General features: G+C 68.1%; 22 protein-coding genes. 17 read left to right on the forward strand and 5 right to left on the reverse strand.

Going from position 1 to position 23,260, the window contains the following annotated elements; genetic code table 11:
- Window positions 1-33: 33 nt before the first annotated feature.
- From sctJ to sctU, 11 genes are all read left to right on the forward strand, one after another.
- Window positions 34-855 (forward strand): type III secretion system inner membrane ring lipoprotein SctJ, encoded by an 822-nt coding sequence (gene sctJ, locus ACOYJQ_RS00295; protein WP_433455385.1) that lies wholly within the window; start codon window positions 34-36, stop codon window positions 853-855.
- Entirely contained in the window at window positions 852-1,730 is an 879-nt protein-coding gene (locus ACOYJQ_RS00300; RefSeq protein ID WP_433455387.1) for a hypothetical protein, read from the forward strand. The genes sctJ and ACOYJQ_RS00300 overlap by 4 nt, the downstream gene beginning before the upstream one ends.
- Window positions 1,709-2,401 (forward strand): type III secretion system stator protein SctL, encoded by a 693-nt coding sequence (sctL, locus tag ACOYJQ_RS00305; protein ID WP_433455389.1) that lies wholly within the window; start codon window positions 1,709-1,711, stop codon window positions 2,399-2,401. The genes ACOYJQ_RS00300 and sctL overlap by 22 nt, the downstream gene beginning before the upstream one ends.
- Window positions 2,391-3,791 carry a type III secretion system ATPase SctN gene (sctN, locus tag ACOYJQ_RS00310; RefSeq protein WP_433455391.1) on the forward strand — a complete coding sequence of 467 codons (1,401 nt, stop codon included), beginning with the start codon at window positions 2,391-2,393 and terminating at the stop codon, window positions 3,789-3,791. Before sctL ends, sctN begins: the two co-directional genes overlap by 11 nt.
- A complete protein-coding gene (gene sctO, locus ACOYJQ_RS00315) occupies window positions 3,788-4,267 on the forward strand; it encodes a type III secretion system stalk subunit SctO (RefSeq protein ID WP_433455393.1) in 480 nt (159 codons plus the stop codon). The genes sctN and sctO overlap by 4 nt, the downstream gene beginning before the upstream one ends.
- Window positions 4,264-5,058 (forward strand): hypothetical protein, encoded by a 795-nt coding sequence (locus ACOYJQ_RS00320; protein WP_433455394.1) that lies wholly within the window; start codon window positions 4,264-4,266, stop codon window positions 5,056-5,058. Before sctO ends, ACOYJQ_RS00320 begins: the two co-directional genes overlap by 4 nt.
- Entirely contained in the window at window positions 5,055-6,158 is a 1,104-nt protein-coding gene (locus ACOYJQ_RS00325; protein ID WP_433455396.1) for a FliM/FliN family flagellar motor switch protein, read from the forward strand. Before ACOYJQ_RS00320 ends, ACOYJQ_RS00325 begins: the two co-directional genes overlap by 4 nt.
- 46 nt (window positions 6,159-6,204) lie before the next feature.
- Entirely contained in the window at window positions 6,205-6,852 is a 648-nt protein-coding gene (gene sctR / locus ACOYJQ_RS00330) for a type III secretion system export apparatus subunit SctR (protein ID WP_433455398.1), read from the forward strand.
- 78 nt (window positions 6,853-6,930) lie between these two features.
- Entirely contained in the window at window positions 6,931-7,197 is a 267-nt protein-coding gene (gene sctS / locus ACOYJQ_RS00335; RefSeq protein WP_433455400.1) for a type III secretion system export apparatus subunit SctS, read from the forward strand.
- Window positions 7,194-8,027 (forward strand): type III secretion system export apparatus subunit SctT, encoded by an 834-nt coding sequence (sctT, locus tag ACOYJQ_RS00340; RefSeq protein ID WP_433455402.1) that lies wholly within the window; start codon window positions 7,194-7,196, stop codon window positions 8,025-8,027. The genes sctS and sctT overlap by 4 nt, the downstream gene beginning before the upstream one ends.
- Before the next feature lie 17 nt (window positions 8,028-8,044).
- Window positions 8,045-9,226, forward strand: a complete 1,182-nt coding sequence (gene sctU / locus ACOYJQ_RS00345; RefSeq protein ID WP_433455404.1) for a type III secretion system export apparatus subunit SctU — start codon at window positions 8,045-8,047, stop codon at window positions 9,224-9,226.
- On the opposite strand, the gene ACOYJQ_RS00350 is transcribed toward sctU, so the two are convergent.
- Window positions 9,193-12,330 (reverse strand): FHA domain-containing protein, encoded by a 3,138-nt coding sequence (locus ACOYJQ_RS00350; protein ID WP_433455406.1) that lies wholly within the window; start codon window positions 12,328-12,330, stop codon window positions 9,193-9,195. The genes sctU and ACOYJQ_RS00350 overlap by 34 nt on opposite strands.
- A gap of 289 nt (window positions 12,331-12,619) precedes the next feature.
- Here ACOYJQ_RS00350 and ACOYJQ_RS00355 point away from each other — a divergent pair, with 289 nt between their 5' ends.
- The 5 genes from ACOYJQ_RS00355 to ACOYJQ_RS00375 are packed head-to-tail and all read left to right on the forward strand — an operon-like array spanning window position 12,620 to window position 16,021.
- Window positions 12,620-13,447, forward strand: coding sequence for a Crp/Fnr family transcriptional regulator (locus ACOYJQ_RS00355; RefSeq protein WP_433455408.1), 828 nt, complete (start codon window positions 12,620-12,622; stop codon window positions 13,445-13,447).
- Entirely contained in the window at window positions 13,447-13,722 is a 276-nt protein-coding gene (locus tag ACOYJQ_RS00360; RefSeq protein ID WP_433455410.1) for a hypothetical protein, read from the forward strand. The genes ACOYJQ_RS00355 and ACOYJQ_RS00360 overlap by 1 nt, the downstream gene beginning before the upstream one ends.
- Before the next feature lie 19 nt (window positions 13,723-13,741).
- Window positions 13,742-14,068: an EscF/YscF/HrpA family type III secretion system needle major subunit gene (locus ACOYJQ_RS00365; protein ID WP_433455412.1), complete on the forward strand. Its 327-nt coding sequence runs from the start codon at window positions 13,742-13,744 to the stop codon at window positions 14,066-14,068.
- A gap of 46 nt (window positions 14,069-14,114) precedes the next feature.
- On the forward strand, window positions 14,115-15,641 hold the full coding sequence (locus ACOYJQ_RS00370) for a hypothetical protein (protein WP_433455414.1): 1,527 nt from the start codon (window positions 14,115-14,117) through the stop codon (window positions 15,639-15,641).
- A complete protein-coding gene (locus ACOYJQ_RS00375) occupies window positions 15,638-16,021 on the forward strand; it encodes a hypothetical protein (protein ID WP_433455416.1) in 384 nt (127 codons plus the stop codon). Before ACOYJQ_RS00370 ends, ACOYJQ_RS00375 begins: the two co-directional genes overlap by 4 nt.
- 102 nt (window positions 16,022-16,123) lie before the next feature.
- Here the strand turns inward: ACOYJQ_RS00375 and ACOYJQ_RS00380 are convergent, their stop codons facing one another.
- The gene (locus ACOYJQ_RS00380; protein ID WP_433455418.1) at window positions 16,124-16,510 is read right to left on the reverse strand and encodes a hypothetical protein; all 387 of its coding nucleotides are present in this window, start codon (window positions 16,508-16,510) and stop codon (window positions 16,124-16,126) included.
- A 45-nt stretch (window positions 16,511-16,555) separates the two neighbouring features.
- Entirely contained in the window at window positions 16,556-17,266 is a 711-nt protein-coding gene (locus ACOYJQ_RS00385) for a hypothetical protein (protein ID WP_433455420.1), read from the reverse strand.
- Window positions 17,267-17,801: 535 nt separating this feature from the next.
- On the opposite strand from ACOYJQ_RS00385, the gene gspD reads away from it, so the two are divergent.
- Window positions 17,802-20,102, forward strand: a complete 2,301-nt coding sequence (gspD, locus tag ACOYJQ_RS00390) for a type II secretion system secretin GspD (protein ID WP_433455422.1) — start codon at window positions 17,802-17,804, stop codon at window positions 20,100-20,102.
- Between the two features lie 244 nt (window positions 20,103-20,346).
- Here the strand turns inward: gspD and ACOYJQ_RS00395 are convergent, their stop codons facing one another.
- Entirely contained in the window at window positions 20,347-22,416 is a 2,070-nt protein-coding gene (locus tag ACOYJQ_RS00395; RefSeq protein WP_433455424.1) for a hypothetical protein, read from the reverse strand.
- Window positions 22,417-22,507: 91 nt separating this feature from the next.
- Entirely contained in the window at window positions 22,508-23,140 is a 633-nt protein-coding gene (locus ACOYJQ_RS00400) for a hypothetical protein (RefSeq protein ID WP_433455426.1), read from the reverse strand.
- Between the last annotated feature and the right edge of the window lie 120 nt (window positions 23,141-23,260).

Consider the following 23,260-nt stretch of genomic DNA (forward strand, 5'->3'; position numbering starts at 1 on the left):
GCGCCGTCCATCGGATGCAGGCAGGCGGAATACATGCAGGGTGGGTGGCGTCGCATAGCGTTGTGGTTTGCGGTCGGCCTGTCGTTGTTGCTCGCCGGTTGCAGCAAAAGCGAACTTTACACGGGCCTTGCCGAGACCGAGGCGAACAAGATGCTTGCCGAACTGCTGACGAGCGGCATCGCCGCCGAAAAGGTCGCGGTCGGCAAGGAGGGCTTCGCGATCAGGGTCGGCAGTCAGGACGTGCTGAGATCGCTGGCGTTGCTCAGCAGCAAGGGGTTGCCTTCGGTTTCCCACGCCTCCATCAACGAGGTGTTCCAGAAATCCGGCATCATGTCCTCGCCCTTCGAGGAAAAGGTGCGCTACGTCAGCACGCTGGGCGACGAGGTTGCGCGCACGCTCAGCTTCATCGACGGCGTCGTGACGGCGCGCGTCCATATCGTTCAGCCCGATCCGCCGCAAATGGGCAAGCAGCCGACGCCCGCCTCCGCCGCCGTCTTCATCAAGCATCAGGCCGGCGTGGATCTGGATTTCTTCGTGCCGCAGATCAGGCGTCTGGTCAGCAGTTCCATCGAGGGGCTCGATTACGCGAGCGTCACCGTCATCCTGTCGGAGGCGGTGCCGATAAAGCCGGAGACGTCCACCCGTCTCGAGGCCACGGTCGAACTGTTGCCCGGCATCGCCGTGCGTGAAACCGACGCCGACCGTTTCCGGCTCATTTTCTACGCCCTGATCGGCGTCGTCATCCTTCTGGCGGCCGCCGTGGCGGCGGGGGCCTATCTTTATCTGCGCGGGAGAACCGGCAAGACGGCGGATGCCGTCGACGCGGCCCCCTCCTCCCCCCTTGAGCCGACATGACCCGGCAAGGCGGCCTGGCGGGCGCGGACGAGGGCGCGCGGCGCATCGTCTCCTCTCCGCCGCTCACGCGGCAAGGGATGCCGGATGCGCCGGAAACGCACGCGGCCGGCGCGCCGGCGCATGAGGGAAGCGCCGGCGGGGAAAGCGGCAACCGGCCGGCGGTGAAGCTTTCGGTCGCGGTTCAGCTTGCCGCCGCGATCGCCCGCCCGCTCGGCGCCGCCGTCAACACACCCGCCGACACGGCGCCCCTCGCCGCGGCCGATATTCTCGCGATCGCCCGCCACCCCGATTTCGCGGCCCCCCTCAACCGGGCGATCGCGCGGATGTCGGCGCTGGAGACCATCGATATCGACGCCATGCAGTTGCGCCGGCTCGGGCGCAGCGCCGCCAGCAATCTGGCGCTGATGCTCGCGACGGGCGACGCCGCGATCATCGGGCAGGCATCGCTGCTCATCGGCGCCATGATATTGCACCGGCATTTCCTCTCGCAGCCGCTGAAAAGCGGGCGGGAGGCGCTGCGCGGCATTCTGGGCGACGACATCTACCAGATGGCGACGCGCGAGGCGCCTGTGCTCCATGCATCCCTCGCCGGACTCGACGGCGGCTCGTTCGCTCTCGATGCGGGCGTGGCGGGGAGCGAGGAGGAGGCCCGGGACATCGGCCGACGCATCGCGGCCACGGGCGGCATGGCGCTGCGCCTGCTGGTGGACCGGACGGAGCCGTTCCTCGTGCCGCTGTTCGCCATCCGCAATCCCGTCCCGCCCGACGACGGCCACGAAACCCGCCTCGCGCTGCCGCTCACCGATCAGCATGCCGCCCATATCGTCAAACTGCTTCACCGGAGATTTCCGCCGTGGTCGCGTATCGTGAGCTGAGCGAGCACTATCGGCTGGAGGATCTCGGATTCCGCGTTCCCGAGGGCCTGCATGTCGTGCCGCCGGAGGCATTCGCGCCCGTCGGCGAGGCCGACCGCCTGCTCGCGGAAGCGCGGGAGCGGGCGGCGGCGATCGTGAGGGACGCGGAAGCCGTGCGCGAGGCGGAGCGCCGCAAGGGCTTTCAGGAAGGGCTGTCGCGCGGGCAGTTGCAGGCGGCGGAGCAGATGCTGCGTCAGGATGCGGACCTCGACGCCCGGCTGCGCGGGCTTGAGCGCGACATCGTGAACCTCGTCGCGGCGTGCGTGCGCAAGCTCATCGACGGTTTCGACGTCGACGCCCGCGCGATGGCGGCGGTACGGGGCGGGCTGAAGCAGATGCGCCGGGAAAGGAAGGCGGAACTGCGCGTCTCTCCTGAACAGGCGGCTTTCTTTCAGGCGAGCGTCAGCGCCATTGTGGCCGATTTCCCGAGTTTCGAGCTGATCGAGATTGTGGAGGACCCGGCGCTGTCGCCGCCGCAGGTGGTGATCGAGACGGCCATCGGCCGTGTCGAGGGCGATCTCGGCGCGCGCGTCGCGGAGTTCGAGGGCATCCTGCGCGAGCTGGCCGCCGGTGCGTTTTCTGCGGCGGAAGGCGACGGCGAGCGGGCGGGAGGCGGCGACGATGACCGCTAACCCCCATGCGCCGGGCCGCGCCGCGCCGGATCTGGCGAGCCTTTTCGCGCAGCGGGAAAAGCGGCTCGCCGGCTGGCCCGAGAGCTTCGTCGCGCGGCTCGCGGGCGGTGCGGGCGCGTTCGCGCCCTATACGGCGACGGGCAAGGTGCGCAAGGTGGTGGGCACGATCATCCACGCCTCGGTGCCCGAGATCCAGGTCGGCGAGATCGTGGAGCTGTTCACCCGCTCCAACGGCATGCGGCTGCTGGCGGAATGCGTCGGCTTCCTGAACGACGAGGCGCTGCTGTCGCCGATCGGGGAAACGCAGGGCGTTTCGCCGCGGACCGAGGTGCGCCGCACCGGGCGCGTGCAATCCGTGCCCGTCGGCGCCGGCCTGATGGGCCGCGTGCTCGACGGCCTGGGCCGCTTCATCGACGGCAAGGACATTCCGTTCACGCCCGACACATATTATCCGATCTATCAGGACCCGCCCGATCCCATGCGGCGGCGCATCATCGACACGCCGCTCTCGCTCGGCCTGCGCGTGCTCGACGGGCTGCTGACCTGCGGCGAGGGCCAGCGCATGGGCGTGTTCGCGGCGGCGGGCGGCGGCAAATCCACGCTGCTGTCGATGCTGGTAAAGGGCGCGGATGTCGACGTGACGGTGCTGGCGCTGATCGGCGAGCGCGGGCGCGAGGTGCGCGAGTTCATCGAGCACGATCTGGGACCGGAGGGCCTCGCGAAATCCGTTCTCGTGTGCGCGACGTCCGACCGCAGCTCGATGGAGCGCGCCAAGGCCGCCTTCGCGGCGACGGCGATCGCCGAATATTTTCGCGATCAGGGCAAGCGCGTGCTGTTCCTGATGGATTCGGTGACGCGTTTCGCCCGCGCCCAGCGCGAGATCGGCCTCGCCGCCGGCGAGCCGCCCACCCGGCGCGGCTTCCCGCCCTCCGTCTTCGCCATGCTGCCGCGGCTGATGGAGCGCGTCGGCATGAACGAGACGGGCTCGATCACGGCGCTTTACACGGTGCTCGTCGAGGGCGACGACATGAACGAGCCGGTCGCGGACGAGACGCGTTCGATCCTCGACGGCCACATCATTCTCTCGCGCAAGCTGGGGGCCGCCAATCATTACCCCGCCGTCGACGTGCTCGCCTCGAAAAGCCGCGTGATGAACGCGGTGACGACGCCCGAGCACCGCAAGATGGCGGGGCAGATCAACCGCTGGCTCGCCACCTACGCCGATGTCGAGCTGCTGATCAGGGTCGGCGAATACAAGCCCGGCAACGACGCGGAAACCGATGTCGCGGTCTCGAAGAACAAGGCCGTCAACGCCTTCCTGCGCCAGCGCACCGACGAGTTCGAGACCTTCGAGGGCACGCTGGGCAAGCTCGCGGAGCTTTGCCGATGATCGGGCAGATGAAGGCGCTGTTGCGGATCAAGGAGCTCAAGCAGGAGCAGGCGCTGAAAGCCATGCGCGCCGCGAAGGCCGAGCTCGAACGGGCGCGCGAGGCGACACAGCGCGCCTTCGAGGCCGCCGAGGCCTTCCGGGTGACGATTCCGGCGCGCGAGCAGGCCGCCTATGACAAGGTGTTGCGGCGCATCGTCAATCTCGACGGGCTGGATGACGTGCGGGCGGAAATCGTCGGCATCGAGAAGGAGCACACGGCGCTGCGCGACGAGTGGGACCGCGCGCGCCAGATCGAGGCGCGGCGCCAGGAAGAACGCGACGCGGCCGGCGCGGCCTACCGCGCGGCGGTCAGGAACCGCGACAAGTACATCACCATCACGGAGACGATGCAGACCGAGGCCGAGGAAGAGGCGGCGCTGCGCGAGGAGACCGAGATCGAAGACCTCTTCGCCCGGCCCGCACGGAGGATCGCATGAGCACCATCGGACCTTATCATCCCCTTCCCTCCGATGCGGGCTTCGGCAAGGACGACCGGCCGCAGCGCGACGGGGAGCGGCGCGACACGGCCGGCGGACGGGACGCCTTCCCCGGCTTCCATGGCCAGCAGATGCCGGACGGGCAGACGGGCGGCGCGCCGGGCGGCGACAGGAACCCGGACGACCGGCGCAACAACCTCTCGGCCCGCGCCGGCGATTTCCTGAACCGTCTGGAGGAAACTATCAAACGGCAGGACGACGACGCCTTTCCCGCCCCCGCGGCGAGCCCGCCCGACGCCGACGAGGCGCAGGCCCCGGTGGAAGACCGGCTGGAGGATCTGCAATTGCTCGCTCTCGGGGCACACGCTCTCTCGACGCTGCCGCTGCTCACCGACATCCGGCAGGCAGGACCGCCGGAGCGGGAGTCGCCCGCCGCCTCCCGGTTGCAGGAAGTGTTCGACACCATCGCCACGCGCATCGAGCAGACGCTTCGCGCCGAACTCGGCGTCGCACCGGGCGGCGTGCGAAGCATCAGCATCGATCTGGGCGAACTGGCCGCCGGCCTCGGCACCGTGAAGCTGCTCATGTCCGCCAACGGACTCGACGTCGTGCTCTCCGGCCAGGCCACGAAATTCGCGGAGGAGATGACCCACGCCACACAGGCGCTGGCGGATCGGCTTTCGCGGCGTTTCGGCAACCGCACGGTGCGCGTGCTCGCCAGGACGGCGGGTGCGGAGGGCGAGGGTGGCGGCGCGACCGGCGGCGCCGTGCGCATGGATCGCTCATCGTGACGGCCCCGTTGTGGCAGCCGCCGGAGATGCCCGGCATCGGGCGCTCCGAAGCCCTGTGGAACGCGATCCTCAGCCATGCCGGAGCGCCGCTGCCGCTCGCCGGCGGCGCGCATCTCGTCTTCACGCCCGCGGCGGCGCCCGACGCGCAATCACCGTGCACGACGCTTCGCTTCGGCGGCGGCGGCAGCGCCCATGTCGTCTGGCGCGCGTTTCCGTTCGCCGGGCTGTTCGGCGCCCCGCTCGCCATCGCCGATTTCCCGGTGCTGCCGCCGGCGCTGCGCGAGGCGCTGATCGAGGGCATGGTCGATTTCGTCCATCGCGCCCTGCCGGCGGGGATCATGGACGATGCCGTCGTCGCGGGATCGGGAACGGTGCGGGAGCCGCCCGGCGGCGATGTCGTCTGGTTCGACCTGCAATTCTCGGGGCTCGCGCCGGACCCGGTGGCGCTCACGCTCGGATGCGCGCGGGCGCGGCTGCTCGCCCTGGCGGCGGGGCACGTCATCCCGGCGGTGGTGCAGGCGCAGGCGAGCGCCGCCATCACGGTTCCGGCCGCGTTCACGCTCGGCGCAAGCGAACTGCCGATGCGGGAACTGGCCCGCCTGAGAACGGGAACCGTGATCCTGCTGCCGGCGACGCCGCCCGACAGGCTGCTGCTGCGCATCGAAAAGACCTTGTGGGAATTTCGTTCCGCCGGGGAGGAATGGGTCCTCGCGGGACGCAGGGAGCGGCCGCCGGAAAGGGCGCGCCGCCGGTTGAGGGAGACCGTGATGACGGAAGAGACCGCGCCGGCCGATCGGGCCGCGGACGACGGCGACGGGGGGCGCGGCGACGGCGGCGCGGCGGACGCGCTCGTCGCCGAGGGCGTGCGGCTGTCCGACCTTGCGATCGCCATCGATTTCGACATCGGCGAACGGGATTTCACCCTCGCGGAGATCGAGACGTGGCAGCCGGGCGCGGTGGTGGCGCTCGACCCGCCCGCGCTCGCGGGCCGTGTCGGCGTGACGCTGCGGGCCAACGGGCGCGCCGTGGCGACGGGCGACCTCATATCCATCGACGACCGACTGGCCGTGAGATTGTCGACGGTTCTGCTGCGGCCCTGAACGCCCGCGAGGACGGCGCGGGGCGAGCGCCGGACAGGAGTTTGACATGATCGATCCGTTGAATCTCATCCTCGTGCTGCTGGCGGCGGCGCTGGTGCCGTTCATGGCCGTCGTCGCGACGTCGTTCGTGAAGATTTCCGTCGTCTTCCAGCTCGTGCGCAACGCCATCGGCGTGCAGCAGATTCCGCCCAACATGGCGCTCAACGCGCTGGCGATCATTCTTTCCGGCTACATCATGTTTCCCGTCGTCGTGGAAACCTACGAGATCCTGCAAACCGGCAACCACACGCTGCGCACGGCGGAGGGCATCCAGGCGGCATTCGAGGCCGGCAAGGGGCCGCTCGTGCGGTTTCTCGACACCCATGCCGACGAACGGGAGAAGGCGTTCTTTCTGGAGGCGGCCCACAGCCTGTGGCCGGAAAACCTCGCCAACCAGCTCAGCGTGGACAGCATCGCCGTCGTGCTGCCGGCCTTCACCGTGAGCCAGTTGCGCGAGGCGTTCGAAATCGGCTTCCTCCTCTACCTGCCGTTCATCGCCATCGATCTCATCGTGTCCAACATCCTGCTCGCGATGGGCATGATGATGGTCAGCCCGCTGACGATCTCGCTGCCGTTCAAGCTGTTTCTGTTCGTCATGATCGACGGATGGTCGCGGCTCATCCTCGGCCTCGTGAAAACCTACGTGCCGTCCTGACGCATCCCCACGGGAGCGCCGTGGATCGATTTGAACGCGAGCCGCCCCGGAGCGCGAAACGCATGAGGAGACGAAACCATGCCGCCTGAAGTCGCCCTGCGCCAGATTACGGAATCCATGATGCTCGTCATGCTGCTGTCGATGCCGCCGATCGTGGTGGCGTCGCTGGTCGGCATCCTGATCAGCCTCTTGCAGGCGCTGACGCAGGTTCAGGAGCAGACGCTGTCCTTCGCCATCAAGCTGATCGCGGTCGCGGTGACGATCGCATCGATGGCGGGCTTTCTCGGCAGCGAAATCCTGAACTACACGTTACGGCTGTACAATGATTTTCCGAGCATGACATGACCGAGCTGAAGGAGATCTATCTCTTCTTCGCACGCCTGTTCCATGTCGAACTGGTGGCGCTGCTGTTATCGCTGCCGCGTCTTTACGCCTTCATCAATACTTCCCAGCTTCTCAGCACGAGCGCGGTGCCGCAACTGCCGCGCACCGCATGCATTCTGTCGCTGTCCGTCATCAGCGTGCCGATCAACATGCCGCACGCGGCGCAGTTCGACGGTTCCTTCGTCACCTTCGCCCTGCTCTTCGCGAAGGAATACGCGCTCGGCTTCGTCATGGGCTATCTCGTCGGCTGGATCTTCTGGTCCGTGCAGGCGGCCGGCGCGCTGATCGACAACCAGCGCGGCGCGGCCATCGCCTCGAGCATCGATCCGATGCAGGGGCACGAGGCGTCGCCGCTCGGCATCATGTTCTCGCACGTCTTCATCACCTACGTCTTCGTTACCGGCGCGATGCTGCCCATTTTCGGCCTGCTCTATCAATCGTTCGTGCTGTGGCCCGTCACGCGCTTCATCCCCGTCATCTCGCCGGATTTCCCCGTCTTCATGCTGGCCGTGATGGATCATGCGACGCGCTTCGTGGTCATCCTGGCCGGCCCCGTCGTCGCCATCATGTTCCTGGCCGAATTCGCCCTGGCGATGGTCAGCCGCTTCGCGCCGCAGGTGCAGGTGTTCGTGCTGGCCATGCCCATCAAGAGCCTGCTGGCGCTGTTCATGCTCATATTTTACTTTGCGACACTCATCAGATACTCTGAATCGAATATTCACATCATGCATCGATATGCCGATTATTTCTACAATATGATCCCGCCGGCGGCGCCGGGGCCGGAGCGGTAAAGGGATAGCGAAGCGCCATGAGCGAAAAGTCATCCGGCGAGAAAACCGAACAGCCGACGCCCAAACGATTGCGCGACGCCCGCAAGAAGGGGCAGGTGGCGCGCAGCACGGAAGTCGTCACCACCATGTCGCTGTTTTCCGTGATCGCGTTCATCTGGGTGACGTGGGAGGGCACGATGGAAAGCCTGCTCGCCATGTTCGACAAGGTGGCGCTGCTTGCCGAGGGCAATTTCCGGGTCAACGCGATCAAGGCCGTCGATCTCATCGGACGCGACGTCGCGGGTGTGCTGCTGCCCCTGCTCGGCGTCGTCCTGCTGGCGGGCATCGTCGCCAACTGCTTCCAGACCGGCATTCTGTTCTCGACGGAATCGCTGAAGCCCAATCTCGACAAGGTGAGCCCCGCCAAGGGCTTCAAACGCATCTTCTCGATGAAGCAGGTTGTCGAGACGATCAAGTCGATCCTCAAGATCGTGATTCTGTCGATCCTGCTTTACTTCGTCGTCTACGAAGCCATCGGCGCCTATATATCGGCTATTTCCTGCGGCATGCCCTGTCTGGCCGGCGTGACATCGCATTTCATGTTCCAGACCTTCGTCTATTCCGGCCTCACCTTCATCGTCGTCGCGCTCGCGGACATCGTTTATCAGCGCCACAGCTACATCAAGGGCCTGATGATGACGAAGGACGAAATCAAGCGCGAGTACAAGGAGAGCGAAGGCGACCCGCACATCAAGGGCAAGCGCCGGCAACTCGCGCAGGAACTGGTGATGGGCGGCGGCAGCGCGGCGGCGCGAAAGGGCAGCGCCGTGGTGGTGAACCCGACGCATATCGCCGTGGTGCTCCTGTATGTTCCCGACGAAACGCCGCTGCCCATCGTGACCGCGAAGGGGCGCAACCGGAACGCCCATTTCCTGCGCACGCAGGCGGAGGAGGCGGGCGTGCCCGTCTTCAGAAACGTCGAGCTGGCGCGCGCGCTCTACGCGGAGGCGGAAGTGGACACTTACGTGCCGACGGAGCTGTTCGACGCCGTCGCGGAGGTGCTGGCGTGGGTCGCGCGCAACAAGGATGCGCTGTACAACGGGCCTCTCGGCCACGGCGTGCTCGACATGGAAGCCGGCGACCACAAGGCGGACATCGCGAAGCAAAACGCCGACGCGCCGCCGCCCTACTCCAGCAACCAGGCGAGTTCCTGGCCGTAGATCATCACGGCGAGGCCGCTCGCGACTTCCATCATCACGCCCAGCTCGCCGACCGCGAGCAGACGGCTTGCCGCGTCCGGCGCGGCGCCCTCGTTGATTTTCCGGCCGTCGCGAGTCTGGATGAAGCGCACGGGCGCACCCGGCCCGGCGCCCGACACATCGAGCGCATAGGGCGGAATATCCCGCAGGATGAAGCGGATGAAGCCGGGATTGCGCTCGATCTCGCGCAGGAAGACCGAGCGTCCGGCGGTCGCGGCCCCGTTACGGACGCGGTTCGCGCACAGCGCCGTGCGGCGCGGGCTGAGCGCCGCCTCCATGATGAGGCGCCGGGCGCCCAGCTCGAAACTCGACAGCGAAAGCGTCTGCCCCACGCTCAGGATATCGAGCCAGAAAAGCGCCGTCAGCGCGTTGTCCGGCATCAGCGCCGCGCCCGGCCAGCAAGCATCCGCGCCGTCGACACCGGCGGCGGCGGGCAGATATTGATCGTGCAGCCGCTGGCGCGCCAGCCTCGTCGGCGGTCCGGCGGTTCCGGGGGGCTGCTGCATCGCGGTCAGACGCTCCATCGCGCCCAGCAACGCCCCCATGCCGCCGGCATGCTGAAGACGGCCGTCCCGCCATTGCTCGAGCAGCAGTCGCGTGCTGTTCTCCAGCGAGGGCGCGGCGGACGCCACTGCCGGAGGCGGAGCGGGCGGCGGTGCGACAGCGGCCCCCGAAGCGCCGACGGCCGCGTTTTCCGGCGGCGGCACGACAAGCCCGTCGATGCCCGGCCAGAAAAGATCGTCGGCAGGAGGTTGGACGACGGCCGTGGCGACCGCCGGACGCGCCGCTCCCTCATCGGCCGGCTCGACGCGCAGGGCGCGCAGCCCCGCGCGTGACGGAGAAGCGGAAGCGGCGGCGGCAAGCCCGCCCGCATCCGCTATGGACTGTGGCGCCAGCGCGGGCAGCGCGCGCATGCCCATGGCGGCCGCGGCGGCAGCGCCGGCGGCAGCAGATGCGGTGCGCGGGAGCATCGTTACCGGCGGGGCATCCGCGCCGCCTCCGGCCGGCGGCACGGCAAGCGCGCCCAAGCCAGCGGACGCAGCGGCAGCGCCGGCGGCAGCAGATGCGGTGCGCGGGAGCATCGTTACCGGCGGGGCATCCGCGCCGGCGGCGGACGCGGTTTGCCCCCCGGCGGCCGATGCCCCGATCGCAGCGGGCTTGGCCGACGTCGGTCCGGCGGCCCCCTCCGCGTCGGCCGGAACGGATGCGACGGCAGGCGGACGGAAAGTCGCCGGATCGCCCCCTTCGGAAAGAGCTGCCCCCGCCACGCTGCCGACAGGAGAGAGAACGGCGGAAGTCGACGAAGCGGCTTCCGCCGCGCCGGCCTCTTGCGGCGCGGGCGGGACGGACAGGCGAATGGCCGCCGGCACCGCCGCTGCGGACGCCGCGAGCGGCCCCGCAACCGGAGCGCCCCCGGAATCGAAGAACGGCGCGGCAAGGCCGATGCCGTCCGAGACCGGGAAACCGTGACCCGCGATCATCGTTCCGCCGCCATCGGGAAACAGGGCCGGCACGGCCGACGGAGAGGCCATGCGCGGCGCGGGATCGGCGGCCGGAGCGAGGCGCAAATTCTCTATGGCGCTCAGGATCGCCTGCAAATCGCCGGCCGGAGCGCCGCTCGCCATGCCCAAGCCCGCGCCCGAGCCCGCACGGGAACCGGAGCCCGAACCGGAACCGGCGACGCCCTGCGCCGGAGCGGACGCGATGCCGCCAGGCGCGCGGCCGGTATCGCGCGCGGCCTGCGCGGCGCCCGGCCCGCCCGGCCCCTGTGCCGGGCTGTCGGCATGGACCAGCACGTCGCCGGGAGCGAAATCGCCGCGCTGAAGGCGATCGACATCGAGCACGACATCACCGGCGGCGGGAGAAGAGCCGCCGATCATGATGGCGTTGGCGGGCGCGGGTGCGGCCGATACCGGCCGATCCGGCGACAGGACAGTCATGTCCTGCAACTGCACGAACGAGCGCAACCCGATATCGGCCGCGAACCGGCGTGCGTAGACTTGCAGGAAGCCCGACCAGGCGTCGATCTTCTCGACCGGCACGGCTCCCGTGGCCTCGATCAGGCCGCCGTCGAGGCGCAGCAACACCCACGGGCGAATCTGCGAACTGTCGGCGAGCGCGTTGGCCTGTTCGAGCAGCGACGATGGCGTCCGAAGACGCGTCTCGACGGCGGTAACGCCCGGCACTCCCTCGCGCATCGTCGCGACGAAACTCCGGGCTTCCTCGTCGTCGGGAATGCGGCCGTCGAGCGTGACCGCGCCCACCCGCGACACCTCGAAGGTGACATCGTAGCCCTTCGCCGCGATCAGACCGCCGATCTCCTGCCTGATCGCCTCCAGCACCCAGATGCGCGGATACGCGCCCGCCCGCGTGGCGTCGAGCGCGGCGACCACGGCGCGCCTCTCCGCCTGCGTGTCGACATGGCCGCTGACGTAAATGACGCCGTCGACCTCCCGCGTCACGGCGATTTCATGCGCGAACGGCAGCGCGGAAACGGCGGCGCGCACGCGCTCCAGACCGGCGGCCGCCTCCGCCGCGCCGGGGCTGGCGCTGCTGCCGGCGGCAAGGTACCACACGGCGAGCGCGAGCAGCACGGCCAGCGCCAGCAACGGCGGCGCCAGCGTGCGCAACGGCAGGGCGCGGAAAAAGGCGGCAAGCTCCCGCCAGCGCGGCGTTTCTTCCACCACGGGCGCCGGCGCCGGCTTCTCGCCGACGTCGGCATCCGCGATCGATGTCCAGAGCGCGGAGGCCGGCCCGAGCGCCAGCCGCGTCGTGCCCGCCGTCAGAACGTCGAGCGGCTCGATCTCGTGCCAGTCGCTGCCGGCGTCGAGCGCGACGCCGTTGCCGCTGCGCAGGGAACCGGCCGCGGCGCGGACCTGGATGCCGGCGGGGCCGATGCGCAGTTCCAGATGGCCGTGCGCAAGGCTGACGTCGATGATCTGGATATCGTCGTCCGGCCCCGAGCCCAGCAGATAGACGCCCGGCGGCAGGGAAACCTCGACGCCGGATTGCACGCCGCTGAGGATCTTGAGGATCGCGCCGCCGACATGTTCCGTGTCCGCCATGCAACTCCCCCGCCGCTCCGAGATTTCCACACGGCTCTACCCGCCCGGCGCGGTGTGGCCGCAGGAGCGCGCCATGACATATGTTTCGCCGCCAGCGATATACACGCCAAAACTGCGTGACTCACCCCCCTATATATGGCATTTAACTGCGCGTATTTATGTCAAATCCTATTTCTGCCGGCATTGTCTCCGGCGCCGATTTTCAGGAGGGTATGTTGCAACGTGCAGATGACATGTCTCTCCGCGCGCCGCACCGCCATCCACTTTCCGTTGCCAGGATGCGCGCCGCATGAGCAGCCTTGCCGCTCCTTCGTTGCCCATGGAATCCGCCCCGCCCGCGGTGGTTCGCGACTGGCGCGCGCTTCCCGTGCGGCATGAGGAGCGGGAGCCGCCGCCCGGCGGCATGACGCTCGCCGATGGCGGAAGCCTTTTTTCCGTCGCCACGGAGTTTCGCGCGCTGGGAGCGGAGGCGGTGGCGGCGCTGGCGGCCTCGTTCACGCTGCGCAGCTTCGCGCCGCAGGACATCATCTATCTGCAAGACGACGACGCGGAGTGCCTCTACTTCATCCGCTCCGGCTATGTCCGGCTCTCGTACCTGATGGAGGACGGCTCCGCCGTGCTGTGCGGGGTGCTGCCGCCGGGCGAAAGCTTCGGCGAGCTGGGCGTTTTCGAGGGCGGCACGCATTGCGACATGGCAAGCGCGATCGGCGGCGTCACGGTCGCGGCCGTGCCGCTGCACCAGTATCGCATCCTGCGGGAGCGCTTCCCGGAGATCGCCACGGCGGTGGCGCGCGTCGTGGCGCGCCGCTATCGCAGCTATGTCGAGCTAACGCGCATGCTCAGCCTCAGGACGCTGGCGGCGCGGCTCGCGCAGGCGCTGCTGCGGCTCGCCGACGGGCTCGGCACGCGCATCAAGGTGGGCGAGCGCATCTGCCCCTGCGTCGGCCCGGCGGTGACGCAAACCGATCTCGGCCTGATGGCGCGCGGCGCGCGCAGCAACGTCAACCGCACGCTGAAGGGGTGGGAGCGCGAACGCTGGATCGCCATCCGCGACCGCTCCATCATCATCCTCAACCGGCCGCGGCTCGAGTCGCTGGCCTTGCAGGAGGAGTTCTGATGAGCACGCTTCCGACCGGCGACGAAAGGCGGCCCGCCGTTGCGGCCGGCGGCGACAACGCGCCTTTCCCGCTCACCGAGCTGGAGGAACTGCTCGCGTCCGACAACCGCGAGGCGGCGGCGCGGCAGATCCTGGATCGTCTGGACCACATGGGGCGGCAACTCGCCGGCCTGCGGGACAGCGGCCTGAACGCCGGCGATTTCAGCCGGTGCAATCTCATGCTCGGCGCCGTTCAGGCGGCGCGCAGCTTCATATCACGCCTGTGCAACGGATAATGGAACAAGGAGATTCAACATGGCAGCAACCGGCGCAACCAACGGTACAACGGTTTTTTACGGCACCTCCGGCCTCGCGATCCCCAGCCCCGTCATCAACGTCGACCCGTACGAGCATCGCGACGGCTTCGACCTCATCTGGCGGCAAAACTACCTTCAGAAGCAGATGGAGGAGATGGAAACGCAGATCGCGGCCATCGAGCAGAACGCCAACCTGTCCGATACGGAACGCATGTTCGCCATGCAGATGGCGATGAACTCCTGGTCGGCGATCAGCAACCTGCGCACCAACATGCTCAAGACGGTATCCGACACGCTCAAGGCCGTTGTCCGCAACGTCGCGTGATATCCCTGTGGGGATATTCCGCGCCGTTTCATGATGGCGGAGCTCGATGAGCAATATCAACCAGTTTGCGAGAACCTCGCTGCCGCCCGATACGATCGAGGCGCAGCAGGGTCGCAACCTGAACACGGCCTTTTCGGAGCCGAACGCCGTCAACCACGCGGCGGTGGAAGTCGGCGCACGCAAGGGCGAGACCGTGACGCAGATGGCCGGCCAGTCGGCGGCCGGCCTTCTCGACACCGACAATCTCGAAGAAGCGGGAGCGCTGCTCACCGGCCACGTCAAGGGCCTCGGCGACAAGCTCGGCGAGAGGAAACGCAACATCGAGCGGCGCGCCGTCACCGGCAAGGGCGGCGCGGGCGAATCGGGCGACACGGGCTCGGCGACCGCCGATACCGATGAGCCCGGCGATCAGGTGCGGCGTCTGCTCGCCTTCCGCGATTTCACCGGCGGCAGGGATGGCCGCGGCGGCGGTGGCGGCGCCGGTCAGCAGCAGCAACAGCGTCAGTACGCCCGGCTCCAGGCGCAGACGGGCGAGAAAATCCGCAAGGCTTCCGGCGATTTGCTCAAAAGCCTTTCCGCCATCCGCAACACCCTCGGCGGGCGGGCGCGGACAGGCGCCGTGGGCGAACAGGCGCAGCAGCGCGAGGTGAGAAACCGGATCTGGGACGCGCTGCGCACATATGACGCCGACGCCGTGCAGCAACTGGCGGCGCTGGAGATCGTATCGAGCCAGTTCACGGGCGACGACCCCGCCGACAGCGCGCTGCTCGCGGCGCTGAACGCCGTGCGGAGCGAGTTCGACGAAGCGACGGTCGGGCGCGCCGTGCGCGAAACGATGTCGGCCATCGGCCGCCTCACGGTCGCCGAGGCGACGCATGAAAGCAGCCCGTCGCTGTTCCGCGAGCAGCAGCGGCAGCTCATGCGCGAAAGCCGCAACTTCAGCGACATTTTCGAGGCGCTGAAGAACTTCGATCCCACGCGCAAGCTCGGCGATATCGTGAGCGACTTCATGGCCGGCGCCGGCAGCAATCTTGCGGACGGCACCGGCCCGGCGCTGGACGACGATTTCCGCCATCATCTGCTGACCGAAATCGCCGTGCTGAAGAAGCTCAATTCCGTATTCGACCACACCGCGCAAAAGGTGGTGACCCCGATGAGCCGGCTTCTCGGCAGGGGGCAGATCGATACCGTCGCCGTCACCCGCGCCATTCTCGGTTTCGTCTCCGACGACAATGTCGACCGCAGCGCGGCCAGACAGCTCGAAACCGTGCTGCCGGGCCAGGCAGCGCCGTCGGACCGCGTCATGTACTCGACCTGCGTGCTCGAGCTGCACCGGGAGCTGCCGGACGATCTGTTTCCCGAAGGGGAAATCAACGGCGATGCGGTGCATCGCAATGCGCAAGGCGCCGTTCTGCTCTCGTGGTGCGAGGAACTCGCGGCCGAGGAGGAGGAGGACGAGGAGCGCCGCGGCGGGGGCGGGCAGGACGCGGAAAGCGGCGGCGACCGGCAGGACGAGGAGGATCGCGCCGAAGGCGGTAACGGCATCATGAAACCTGCGCGAGCCCACCGATGACGACACAGCTTTCCGGCAATGCCCTGCACGCGATCAACGATTTTGCGGCGCGCGCCGGCATATCGGCGACGCCGGCGCAGGACGGCACCTTCGTTTTCCGCTTCGAGCGCTCGGGCGACCTGACATTCATGCCCGCGCTCGACGGCAAGCGGCTCATCGTCAGCCTGTTGCGGACGCCGGCTTACGAGGACCCCGCGCGGGAACTCAAGGCCCTGCGGGCGGCCGGAGCCGATCTCGCCACCGGCCTCTTCCTCCACGCGGCGCTGACCACGCATGGCGCCATCGTGTTTTCGTTCGCGTTGGAGGAAAACGAGATCGATCCGCCCCGCATCGAACGCTGCGTCGACCGCCTCATCGACGTGCACAACCGGCTGGGATAGCGCATGACCTTGTTCCAGAAGCGCTATCCGCATCATGGGATCGCGCGCCGTCTTCCGGTTTCGACGCGGTCGATGCCGGGAGACGGCGCGGCTTGTCCCGCCTCAGATGAGCCGCGGCGGCGGCGGGGGTTCGCGCTCGATCGCCTCCAGCATCTGCCGGGCCAGAACGCCGCCTTCGCCCTCCGGCGCCAGCGCCATGGCATCGTTGAGGATTCGGACCGCGGTTTCCCGGTCGCCGTTCCTGAAAAAGGCGAGCCCCTGAAAGGCGAGCGCGATATCGTTGGCGCCGAAGGGTTTCAACAGGTCGATGGCGCGGTCGCTCTCACCGTTCTTGAGGTGCAGCATGGCAAGCCCGATCGCGCCCGCCTCCTGCTCCGGCCGCGCGGCGCGCACGCCCTCGAAAATGGCGCGGGCATGGGCGTCCCCGTCGCGCATGAGCGCGCTGAAACCCAGCGACGCCAGCAATCTCACGTCTTCCGCATCCAACATGGACCGATGTGCTCCCGTATCGTTTTCTTCACCGGCCGAACGGCCCTACCCACCGAAATTGAGCATGATCAGCAGCCGCTGCGCGGCGCGCAACTCGTCCCGGAAACGGAGATCGCCGCGCGCGGCGCGCGCCGCCGCCGCGAGATGACTTTGCGCCGCCTTGCGATCACGCAACTGCATCCGGCACAGGCCGGCGACGCAATGGGCGCGCGGATGCCGGCCGCCGCGTTTCAGATAATCGAGCGCGAACACCAGCGCCGCATCGTGCCGGTCGAGCCGCAAGGCGCAGATCGCAAGCCCCAGCAACGCGTCGTTGCATGCCTCCGGCCAGTCGAGCAGCGCGCACAGCACGGTGACGGCGCCGGCGACATCCCCGGCGGCGGCGAGAGCAGCCGCCTGCGCTTGCAGACCGGCAATGCATTGTGCGTCGCCTCCCGGCCCCTCGGGCGCCGGGTCTTTCGCCGCGGGGTAGCGCCGCAACGTGCCCGCAACCTCGGCGGCCACCAGCGGCAGCATGGCGTCGGCCGCCTCGCCCTGAAGAGCGAAAGCCGCCCGGAGCACCTCGTCGCCGGCATGCGCCTGCTCACGCGCGCGGGCGTGCGCCTGCGTCAGCCTTTCGCGCACCTCGGCCGAATCGAAGAACCCGGCCGGATCGGAGAAAGCAGCCGAATCGAATCGCGCGCCCCCCACCTCCGGCAGCATCAGAAGCGTGTCATCCAGAGCGGGCGACCGCAACGCGGTAGAATGCAACGCCATCAACAACTCCAACCCGGCCGGAACCCACGCATCGTTGCCGACGATCTCGCCCCCGGCAAGGGGAAGCCTCTTTGGCCGGCCGACGGATTCCGGCAGAGAGCCTATCGCGGTTCCGCAACCACAGGTGTGTCGAACGTCACAGAAGCCCGTTATCCACGAAACCACACAGATCGGGCCGATATGCAATAAATCGACAAAAACTTATATGAAATCGCAACATACTATTAAATACATTTTCCCGCTATACCAACCTTGTCAGTCTATATATATTAACATATTGCCTGTAATTTATTGAATAAGGTTATATATTTATAATATATATTGACACATTGTATGGCTTCTATACGGAAATGCGTGCGATTTTCGTCATTTATGCTATAATGCAGCCGTTGTTCGGCTCCCGAACGAACTGGTAAAGGTTATGCGTAATCATCGAGCAGCCCGACAACGCCCCGGAAAGAGCGGAGACCATGGATATAGCGGAATCCTGACACGTCTTCTCACCAACGCCCGCCATATCGTCTTCGGAATCCTGGTGAGCACCGTTCTCGTATCGTGCGAGGCGATGCAGGGCGATTCCTGCACCGTTCCCCCTGAAGGGGCGCCGAAGGGCGCCGTGAACGACAACTGCAAGAGCGGGTTCTTCTCGGCAGGCCGGCAACGCGCCGTTCTCTACAGCGGCAACGATACGTCTCTGCTCTATACGGGCGAGGCGGAGCCGACGGGAGGCGTGCTGGACACCGCGCGGCTCAACGGCCCGCCGCCGGGCGTGGTGCCTTTCGTCGGCTATGTCGACAGCGTGCGCGTGAACTTCTCGCCGCCGCCCGCGGCGGTCCGGCAGGATCTCGCCGGCCTGAAAAGCGCCGGCGCGCCGGCGCTCGACCCCGAAGCACGGGTCAACATCGATTTCAACAAGGCCACCATCACCTTCATGCTCAGACAGTTGCTGGGCGGGGCGCTCGGCGTCAACTACATCGCGCCCGACGACCTCGGCGGCTCCATCACCTTCCGCACAGAAGAGCCCCTGCCGAAAAGCCAGGTGCTCTACGTCGTGCGCGATATCCTCGCGCGCAACGGCCTCGCCATGCGGCAGATCAACAACGTCTATCACATCGGCTCGCCGGAGATGATCGCCTCCCTGGAGGCGAACGCCCGCCAGACGCAGGCGTCGGAACTCACCACACGCGTGGTCAGGCTCGACAGGAACAACGCCTCCAACGTCATCGACATCGCCAGGCAACTGCTGCCCGCCGGCATCACGTTGACGCAGAGCAACGGCCGCAACACCGTCATCGTCCGCGCCCCGATGAGCGACATCGCCGAGGTGGAGCGCACGCTGCAATCCATCTCGCGCGACGGCATCGCCGACGAGAACGTCGCCGTCGTGCCGGTCCATCAGGGTTCGCCGGAGAAGGTGGCGGCGAAACTGCTGGCGTTCTATCAGGCGCGCGTCCCCGCCGGCGGCGACATGCCCACCATCGTGCCGCTGGAGCGCCAGCGCGCGCTGCTCGTGGCGGCGCGCGACGTGCAGATCATGCACGGCGTCCGGCAACTGGCGAAGCTGATGGACCGGGAAACGGCGGACGAGCCGACGCTGCGCATCATCGAGCTGCGCCATCTCTCCGCCGAGGAAATCGCCAAGCCGCTGACGGAAATCTTCGGCGGATCGGCCGGCAGCGGCGCGAAGAGCGAGACGGCCGGCGACGCCCGCGCCGGCGCCGGCGCGGCCCAGGGGGCGGGCAACCAGTCCGGGGAACCCCGGCCGCGGTTGACGCCGACCATTCCGCAGCAGACGCCGCTTGCCGATTCCGACCTGGGATCGGAATCGGCGCCCCGGTTCGCCATGCGGGGGTTAGGCAATTCCGGCGCCTCCTCCGGCGGCGGCTCCCCGCAGGGACGCGGCGCGGCGCAGTCGGCAGGCGTGCTGGCCGAGGCCGGCAACGCCGGGCAGGTGCGCATCGTGCCCGATACGCGCACCAATACGCTGATGGTTCACTCCTCCTATGCCGATTTCCAGCGCATCCGGGATGTGCTCAACACGATGGACGTGCCGCAGTCGCAACTCGCCATCGAGGCCATGATCGTCGAGGTGGAACTCAACGACCAGCTCGACCACGGCGTGCAGATGTACCTGCAAGGGCCGTGGGGCGCCGCCCGCTCGGCCGGCGCGTCCCTGCCCTCGGGCAGCGATACGGGCTTCATCACCAATGTGAGCGACAACAGCGCGTTCGTCGCGCTCGGCGGAAACATCGGCGACTACCGCATGGAAGCCATCCTGACCGCATTGCAGGCCGTGACCAGGGTGAAGGTGATCTCGTCGCCCTATCTGACGGTTCTCGACGGCAAGACGGCGCGCCTCGTCGTCGGCGACCAGATTCCCTACGCCACCAGTTCGCAGACGTCGCAAAGCTCCGGCAACGTCACCGTCACCCAGCAGATCGAAATCAAGGATACCGGCGTCATTCTCGATGTGACGCCGCGCATCTACGCCAGCAATTCCGTCGCGCTGCGCATCAACCAGTCCGTGAGCACGCCCTCTTCCACCTTGCAGAACGGCAACCCCGTCATCGCGACGCGCACCGTGGAATCCAACGTGCTCGGCCAGTCGGGGCGCACCATCGTGCTCGGCGGCCTGATCCAGGACCGTTACGAAGCGACGGAAACCGGCGTGCCGGTGCTGAAATCGACGCCCGTCATCGGGAACCTGTTCAAGTCGAAAACCGACCGCGTGCGGCGGGTCGAGCTTCTGATCATGCTCACGCCGCGCGTCATCCGCAAATCCTCGCAGCTCGAAGACATCACGAAACTGCTGCGCAGCCAGTTGCACACGCGCTAGAGCGGGATGCGATCAGGTTGAATCGCCATCCCGCTCTAGCGCGTTTTCAAGCAAAGCGGTATCCGCTTTGCTTGAAAACGCGTCAAATCAATGAGATAGAGCATTTCGGCGTTTCAACGAAACGCCGAAATGCTCTAAATTCCATATTTTACCACAACTTGTGTTCAAGTCGATGGATCGACTTGAACACAAACTGCTCTAAGGCCGGCACGACGACATCGAACGGGGCCGAAGCCGCCGCGCGTCACCCGCGCGTGCGGCGCATCCGGTCGCCCGCGTCGGCGTCGATGTCATCCTCATCGGTCTCGATGCCGTCGAGTTCGCGCAGCACGACATGCAGGGTGAACACCACCTGCGTCACCAGCACCGCGAGGCCGAACATGATGGCGAGCTTTCGCCGCATGGGGCGCAAGGCCGCGCGGATCCTGTCCAGCAGCGAGCGCCTGAGGCCCATGTTGGCGAGATAAGCCTGTATCGCCGCCTCGTCGCGGGCCGTGCCGGAGCCGGCCGCCTGCGCGGCGGATATCGCCGGACTGCCCCGGCCTTTCGCCTCCCTCTCCGCCGTCAGGATGCCGCGCGGCATTTCGAACGGCCGGGGCGCGGGCCAGCCGGGAATCATCGCCGCATTGAGGATGGCCACGCCCATGGCCTGAGACGGCAGCGCGACGGCGCTCGCGACCGTGCCGGGCGTCACTTCCGCGCCGCCGCCCGGCGTCGTAGCGTTCAGAACGGAAGCCACCGCACGCAGATCGAGAGAGCCGGACGCCGCCTTGCCGCCTGCGGCGAGCCCCGGCACATAGGTGCTCGCCCGCAACTCCGGGGCCGTTTCGCCGGTGGCGTCGGGAGACGGCCGGGCAGACTCATCGGCCGAAACGGGCGGCGCATCCGCGCGGGGCGTCGCCTCGGCACGGCTGGCCTCCGGTTGCCGCGGCCGGGCGCCGCGCGGCACGGATGCCTGCAACGATGCCGAAAGCGGAAACGATGGCGCATCGTCCGCGCCTGCGCCTGCATCGCTTCCGCCTTCGCCCTGCGCCGGTGAGAGCGTCGGACCTTCCTGCCGCTGCGGCCGCGCCTCGCTCCCGGCAGCGGCAGAAGCATCGCTCGCATTTCCGGCCTCGCGCGCGGGAAAAGGCGCGGCGGGCGACGGCGCATCCGTGTCGGACGCCGTCCGGGGATCAGCGACGACGCGCGGTTCGGCATCGGCCGAAACGGGAGCACTGTCGGGCCGGGCCGCAAAAACGGGGCTTCCGGCAGGCTGCGCGCCGGTTTCGGGCCGGTTCTGCGCCGGAGCAGGAGAAAGCGACGCGCCCTCGCGCCGCTGCGGCCGCGCCTCCCCGCCCGTCGCGACGGCGGCATCTTTCGCGCTCCCCGCACCGCCATCATCCGCGGCGGGAAACGGCGCGACGGGCGCCGGTGTGTCCGGGCGGGCCGCCGTGCGGGGACCGGCGTCGATTCCCGCCTCGAAAACATGAACGGCGGAGGATGCGCCGCCGGTGTCGGGCCGCATCGGGGCCGGGTTTTCCGGCGACGATGGCCGCGCTTCTCCGCCAGTCGCCGCACCCGCGCTTTTCGGTTCCCCGGCCCTATCGCCCACCGGCACCGGCGTGGCGGGAGATGGAGCGGCAGGTGTCGGCGCATCGGTGTCAGACAGCGCTTGCCTGTCGGATACGGCTTGCCTTTCCGATGCCGCTTGAAACCCGGCGATGACACGCGCCCCCGCTTCCGTCAGGACACGATCGGCGCCGGTTGCCGACGAAACCCGGGTCGCCGGCGCGCCGCCACCTGCCGCGCGGGCCGTGGCCAGGCCGGCGGATATCGAGGGCGCGACCCGGCCATCGGGATTCGCGGGGCGAGAGGGGGCAGATGCACGAGACGCGGCTGGCGCGGAAGACGCCTGCTCCGGCGATGCGGGCGCCGCAGATCCGGGCGCGGCCGCCGCCGGAACGTCGCGGGGCGACATCTCCGAGAAATAGGCGGATATCATCTGCGACAACGGCACGGTCCCGGCAAGCACCACCGGCGGCCGCAAACCGGCGAGGGTGCGGGACAGGGGCGCCTGCGCATGGTGCGCTTCCGTATCCGGCAATACCGGGCCGGCATCCGAAACGTGGCTCGCGGCCGAGATGCCGGAACTGACGGCGATGCCGACATTCCGCGATGCGGCCGGGCTCCGCGCGCCGTCCGAAGCGCCTTCCCGCGTGGCCGGAACCTCCGCGGTCGTCGCTCCGCCCGGCGCGGTGTTGCGCGCGATGACCAGATCGACGAGGCTCTGGGCCATCGCGAAATAGGATCGGATTATCTCGCTGCCATTCATCGGAAGCCATCGTCCGAAACGCCGTCAGGGTGTCGCCGGCCCGCCTCCGTCCGCCGACGGGACCGGCAAGTCCGTGAAAACGACATCGGCGTCAGCGGCGCGGCCATATCGACCCGCCCGCATGCGCCGCCATATCGAGCGCGGCGCGCAGCCGCGCCGCCTCCTCCGGAATCGCAGGCGAAACATCGTCGCCGGCCCGCGAGTCGCATGCGGCGAGAAATGATGCCGCCCGCTCCCGCTGGTGCTGATGGATCGCCAGTTCGGCCAGATGAAGATACGGCACGGCCCATGCCGGACGCAGCCGCGCCGCCGACAGGAAGGCGCCTTCCGCCTGCGCGAGATGGCCGCCGGCGCGCAGGCACACGCCGAGCCCCGCCTGGTAATCCGCCGTTTCGTCGTCCAGCAGGCATAATGCACGAAACAACTGCTCCGCCCGATCGATCCGGCCAACGGCGAACCAGCGGTGGGCGCGTGCATAGATCAATTCACAGACATGCGCGGGCATCGCCAGCGCCTGCCCGATGCCCTGCCCCGCCGCCAGACGACCGAACACGGCGGCGCCGTCGAGGCCGAGCGAGCCGGCAAGCTCGCCGAAAAGCAACCCGAGCTGCGCCACCTCCGCATCGTCGAGACCGATGGCGCGGCCGAGCGCGCCCGATGAATGCGAGCCGGCGGATGCACCCGCCGGAGCGGATGCGGAACTGTCGCCGGCCGCTGCGTCCATCGCATCCTCCGCAATGCAGCGCCACGGCCGTGGCGACGCCCGCCCTCGCGGCGGCATTGACATTGTTGTCAGATTATACGACATATACGCCGTTGCCAAGGGATCGTGCCGGCGGAGAAT

This window comes from Pseudochelatococcus sp. (genome assembly GCF_050946405.1).
Classification (GTDB): domain Bacteria; phylum Pseudomonadota; class Alphaproteobacteria; order Rhizobiales; family Beijerinckiaceae; genus Pseudochelatococcus.

Bases quoted from the DNA above. Each gene is read 5' to 3' on its own strand.
- sctJ (WP_433455385.1), top strand. From the start codon at position 34: ATGCAGGGTGGGTGGCGTCGCATAGCGTTGTGGTTTGCGGTCGGCCTG.
- ACOYJQ_RS00300 (WP_433455387.1), top strand. From the start codon at position 852: ATGACCCGGCAAGGCGGCCTGGCGGGCGCGGACGAGGGCGCGCGGCGC.
- sctN (WP_433455391.1), top strand. From the start codon at position 2,391: ATGACCGCTAACCCCCATGCGCCGGGCCGCGCCGCGCCGGATCTGGCG.
- sctO (WP_433455393.1), top strand. From the start codon at position 3,788: ATGATCGGGCAGATGAAGGCGCTGTTGCGGATCAAGGAGCTCAAGCAG.
- ACOYJQ_RS00320 (WP_433455394.1), top strand. From the start codon at position 4,264: ATGAGCACCATCGGACCTTATCATCCCCTTCCCTCCGATGCGGGCTTC.
- sctR (WP_433455398.1), top strand. From the start codon at position 6,205: ATGATCGATCCGTTGAATCTCATCCTCGTGCTGCTGGCGGCGGCGCTG.
- sctS (WP_433455400.1), top strand. From the start codon at position 6,931: ATGCCGCCTGAAGTCGCCCTGCGCCAGATTACGGAATCCATGATGCTC.
- sctT (WP_433455402.1), top strand. From the start codon at position 7,194: ATGACCGAGCTGAAGGAGATCTATCTCTTCTTCGCACGCCTGTTCCAT.
- sctU (WP_433455404.1), top strand. From the start codon at position 8,045: ATGAGCGAAAAGTCATCCGGCGAGAAAACCGAACAGCCGACGCCCAAA.
- ACOYJQ_RS00350 (WP_433455406.1), bottom strand. From the start codon at position 12,330: ATGGCGGACACGGAACATGTCGGCGGCGCGATCCTCAAGATCCTCAGC.
- ACOYJQ_RS00355 (WP_433455408.1), top strand. From the start codon at position 12,620: ATGAGCAGCCTTGCCGCTCCTTCGTTGCCCATGGAATCCGCCCCGCCC.
- ACOYJQ_RS00360 (WP_433455410.1), top strand. From the start codon at position 13,447: ATGAGCACGCTTCCGACCGGCGACGAAAGGCGGCCCGCCGTTGCGGCC.
- ACOYJQ_RS00365 (WP_433455412.1), top strand. From the start codon at position 13,742: ATGGCAGCAACCGGCGCAACCAACGGTACAACGGTTTTTTACGGCACC.
- ACOYJQ_RS00370 (WP_433455414.1), top strand. From the start codon at position 14,115: ATGAGCAATATCAACCAGTTTGCGAGAACCTCGCTGCCGCCCGATACG.
- ACOYJQ_RS00375 (WP_433455416.1), top strand. From the start codon at position 15,638: ATGACGACACAGCTTTCCGGCAATGCCCTGCACGCGATCAACGATTTT.
- ACOYJQ_RS00380 (WP_433455418.1), bottom strand. From the start codon at position 16,510: ATGTTGGATGCGGAAGACGTGAGATTGCTGGCGTCGCTGGGTTTCAGC.
- ACOYJQ_RS00385 (WP_433455420.1), bottom strand. From the start codon at position 17,266: ATGGCGTTGCATTCTACCGCGTTGCGGTCGCCCGCTCTGGATGACACG.
- ACOYJQ_RS00395 (WP_433455424.1), bottom strand. From the start codon at position 22,416: ATGAATGGCAGCGAGATAATCCGATCCTATTTCGCGATGGCCCAGAGC.
- ACOYJQ_RS00400 (WP_433455426.1), bottom strand. From the start codon at position 23,140: ATGGACGCAGCGGCCGGCGACAGTTCCGCATCCGCTCCGGCGGGTGCA.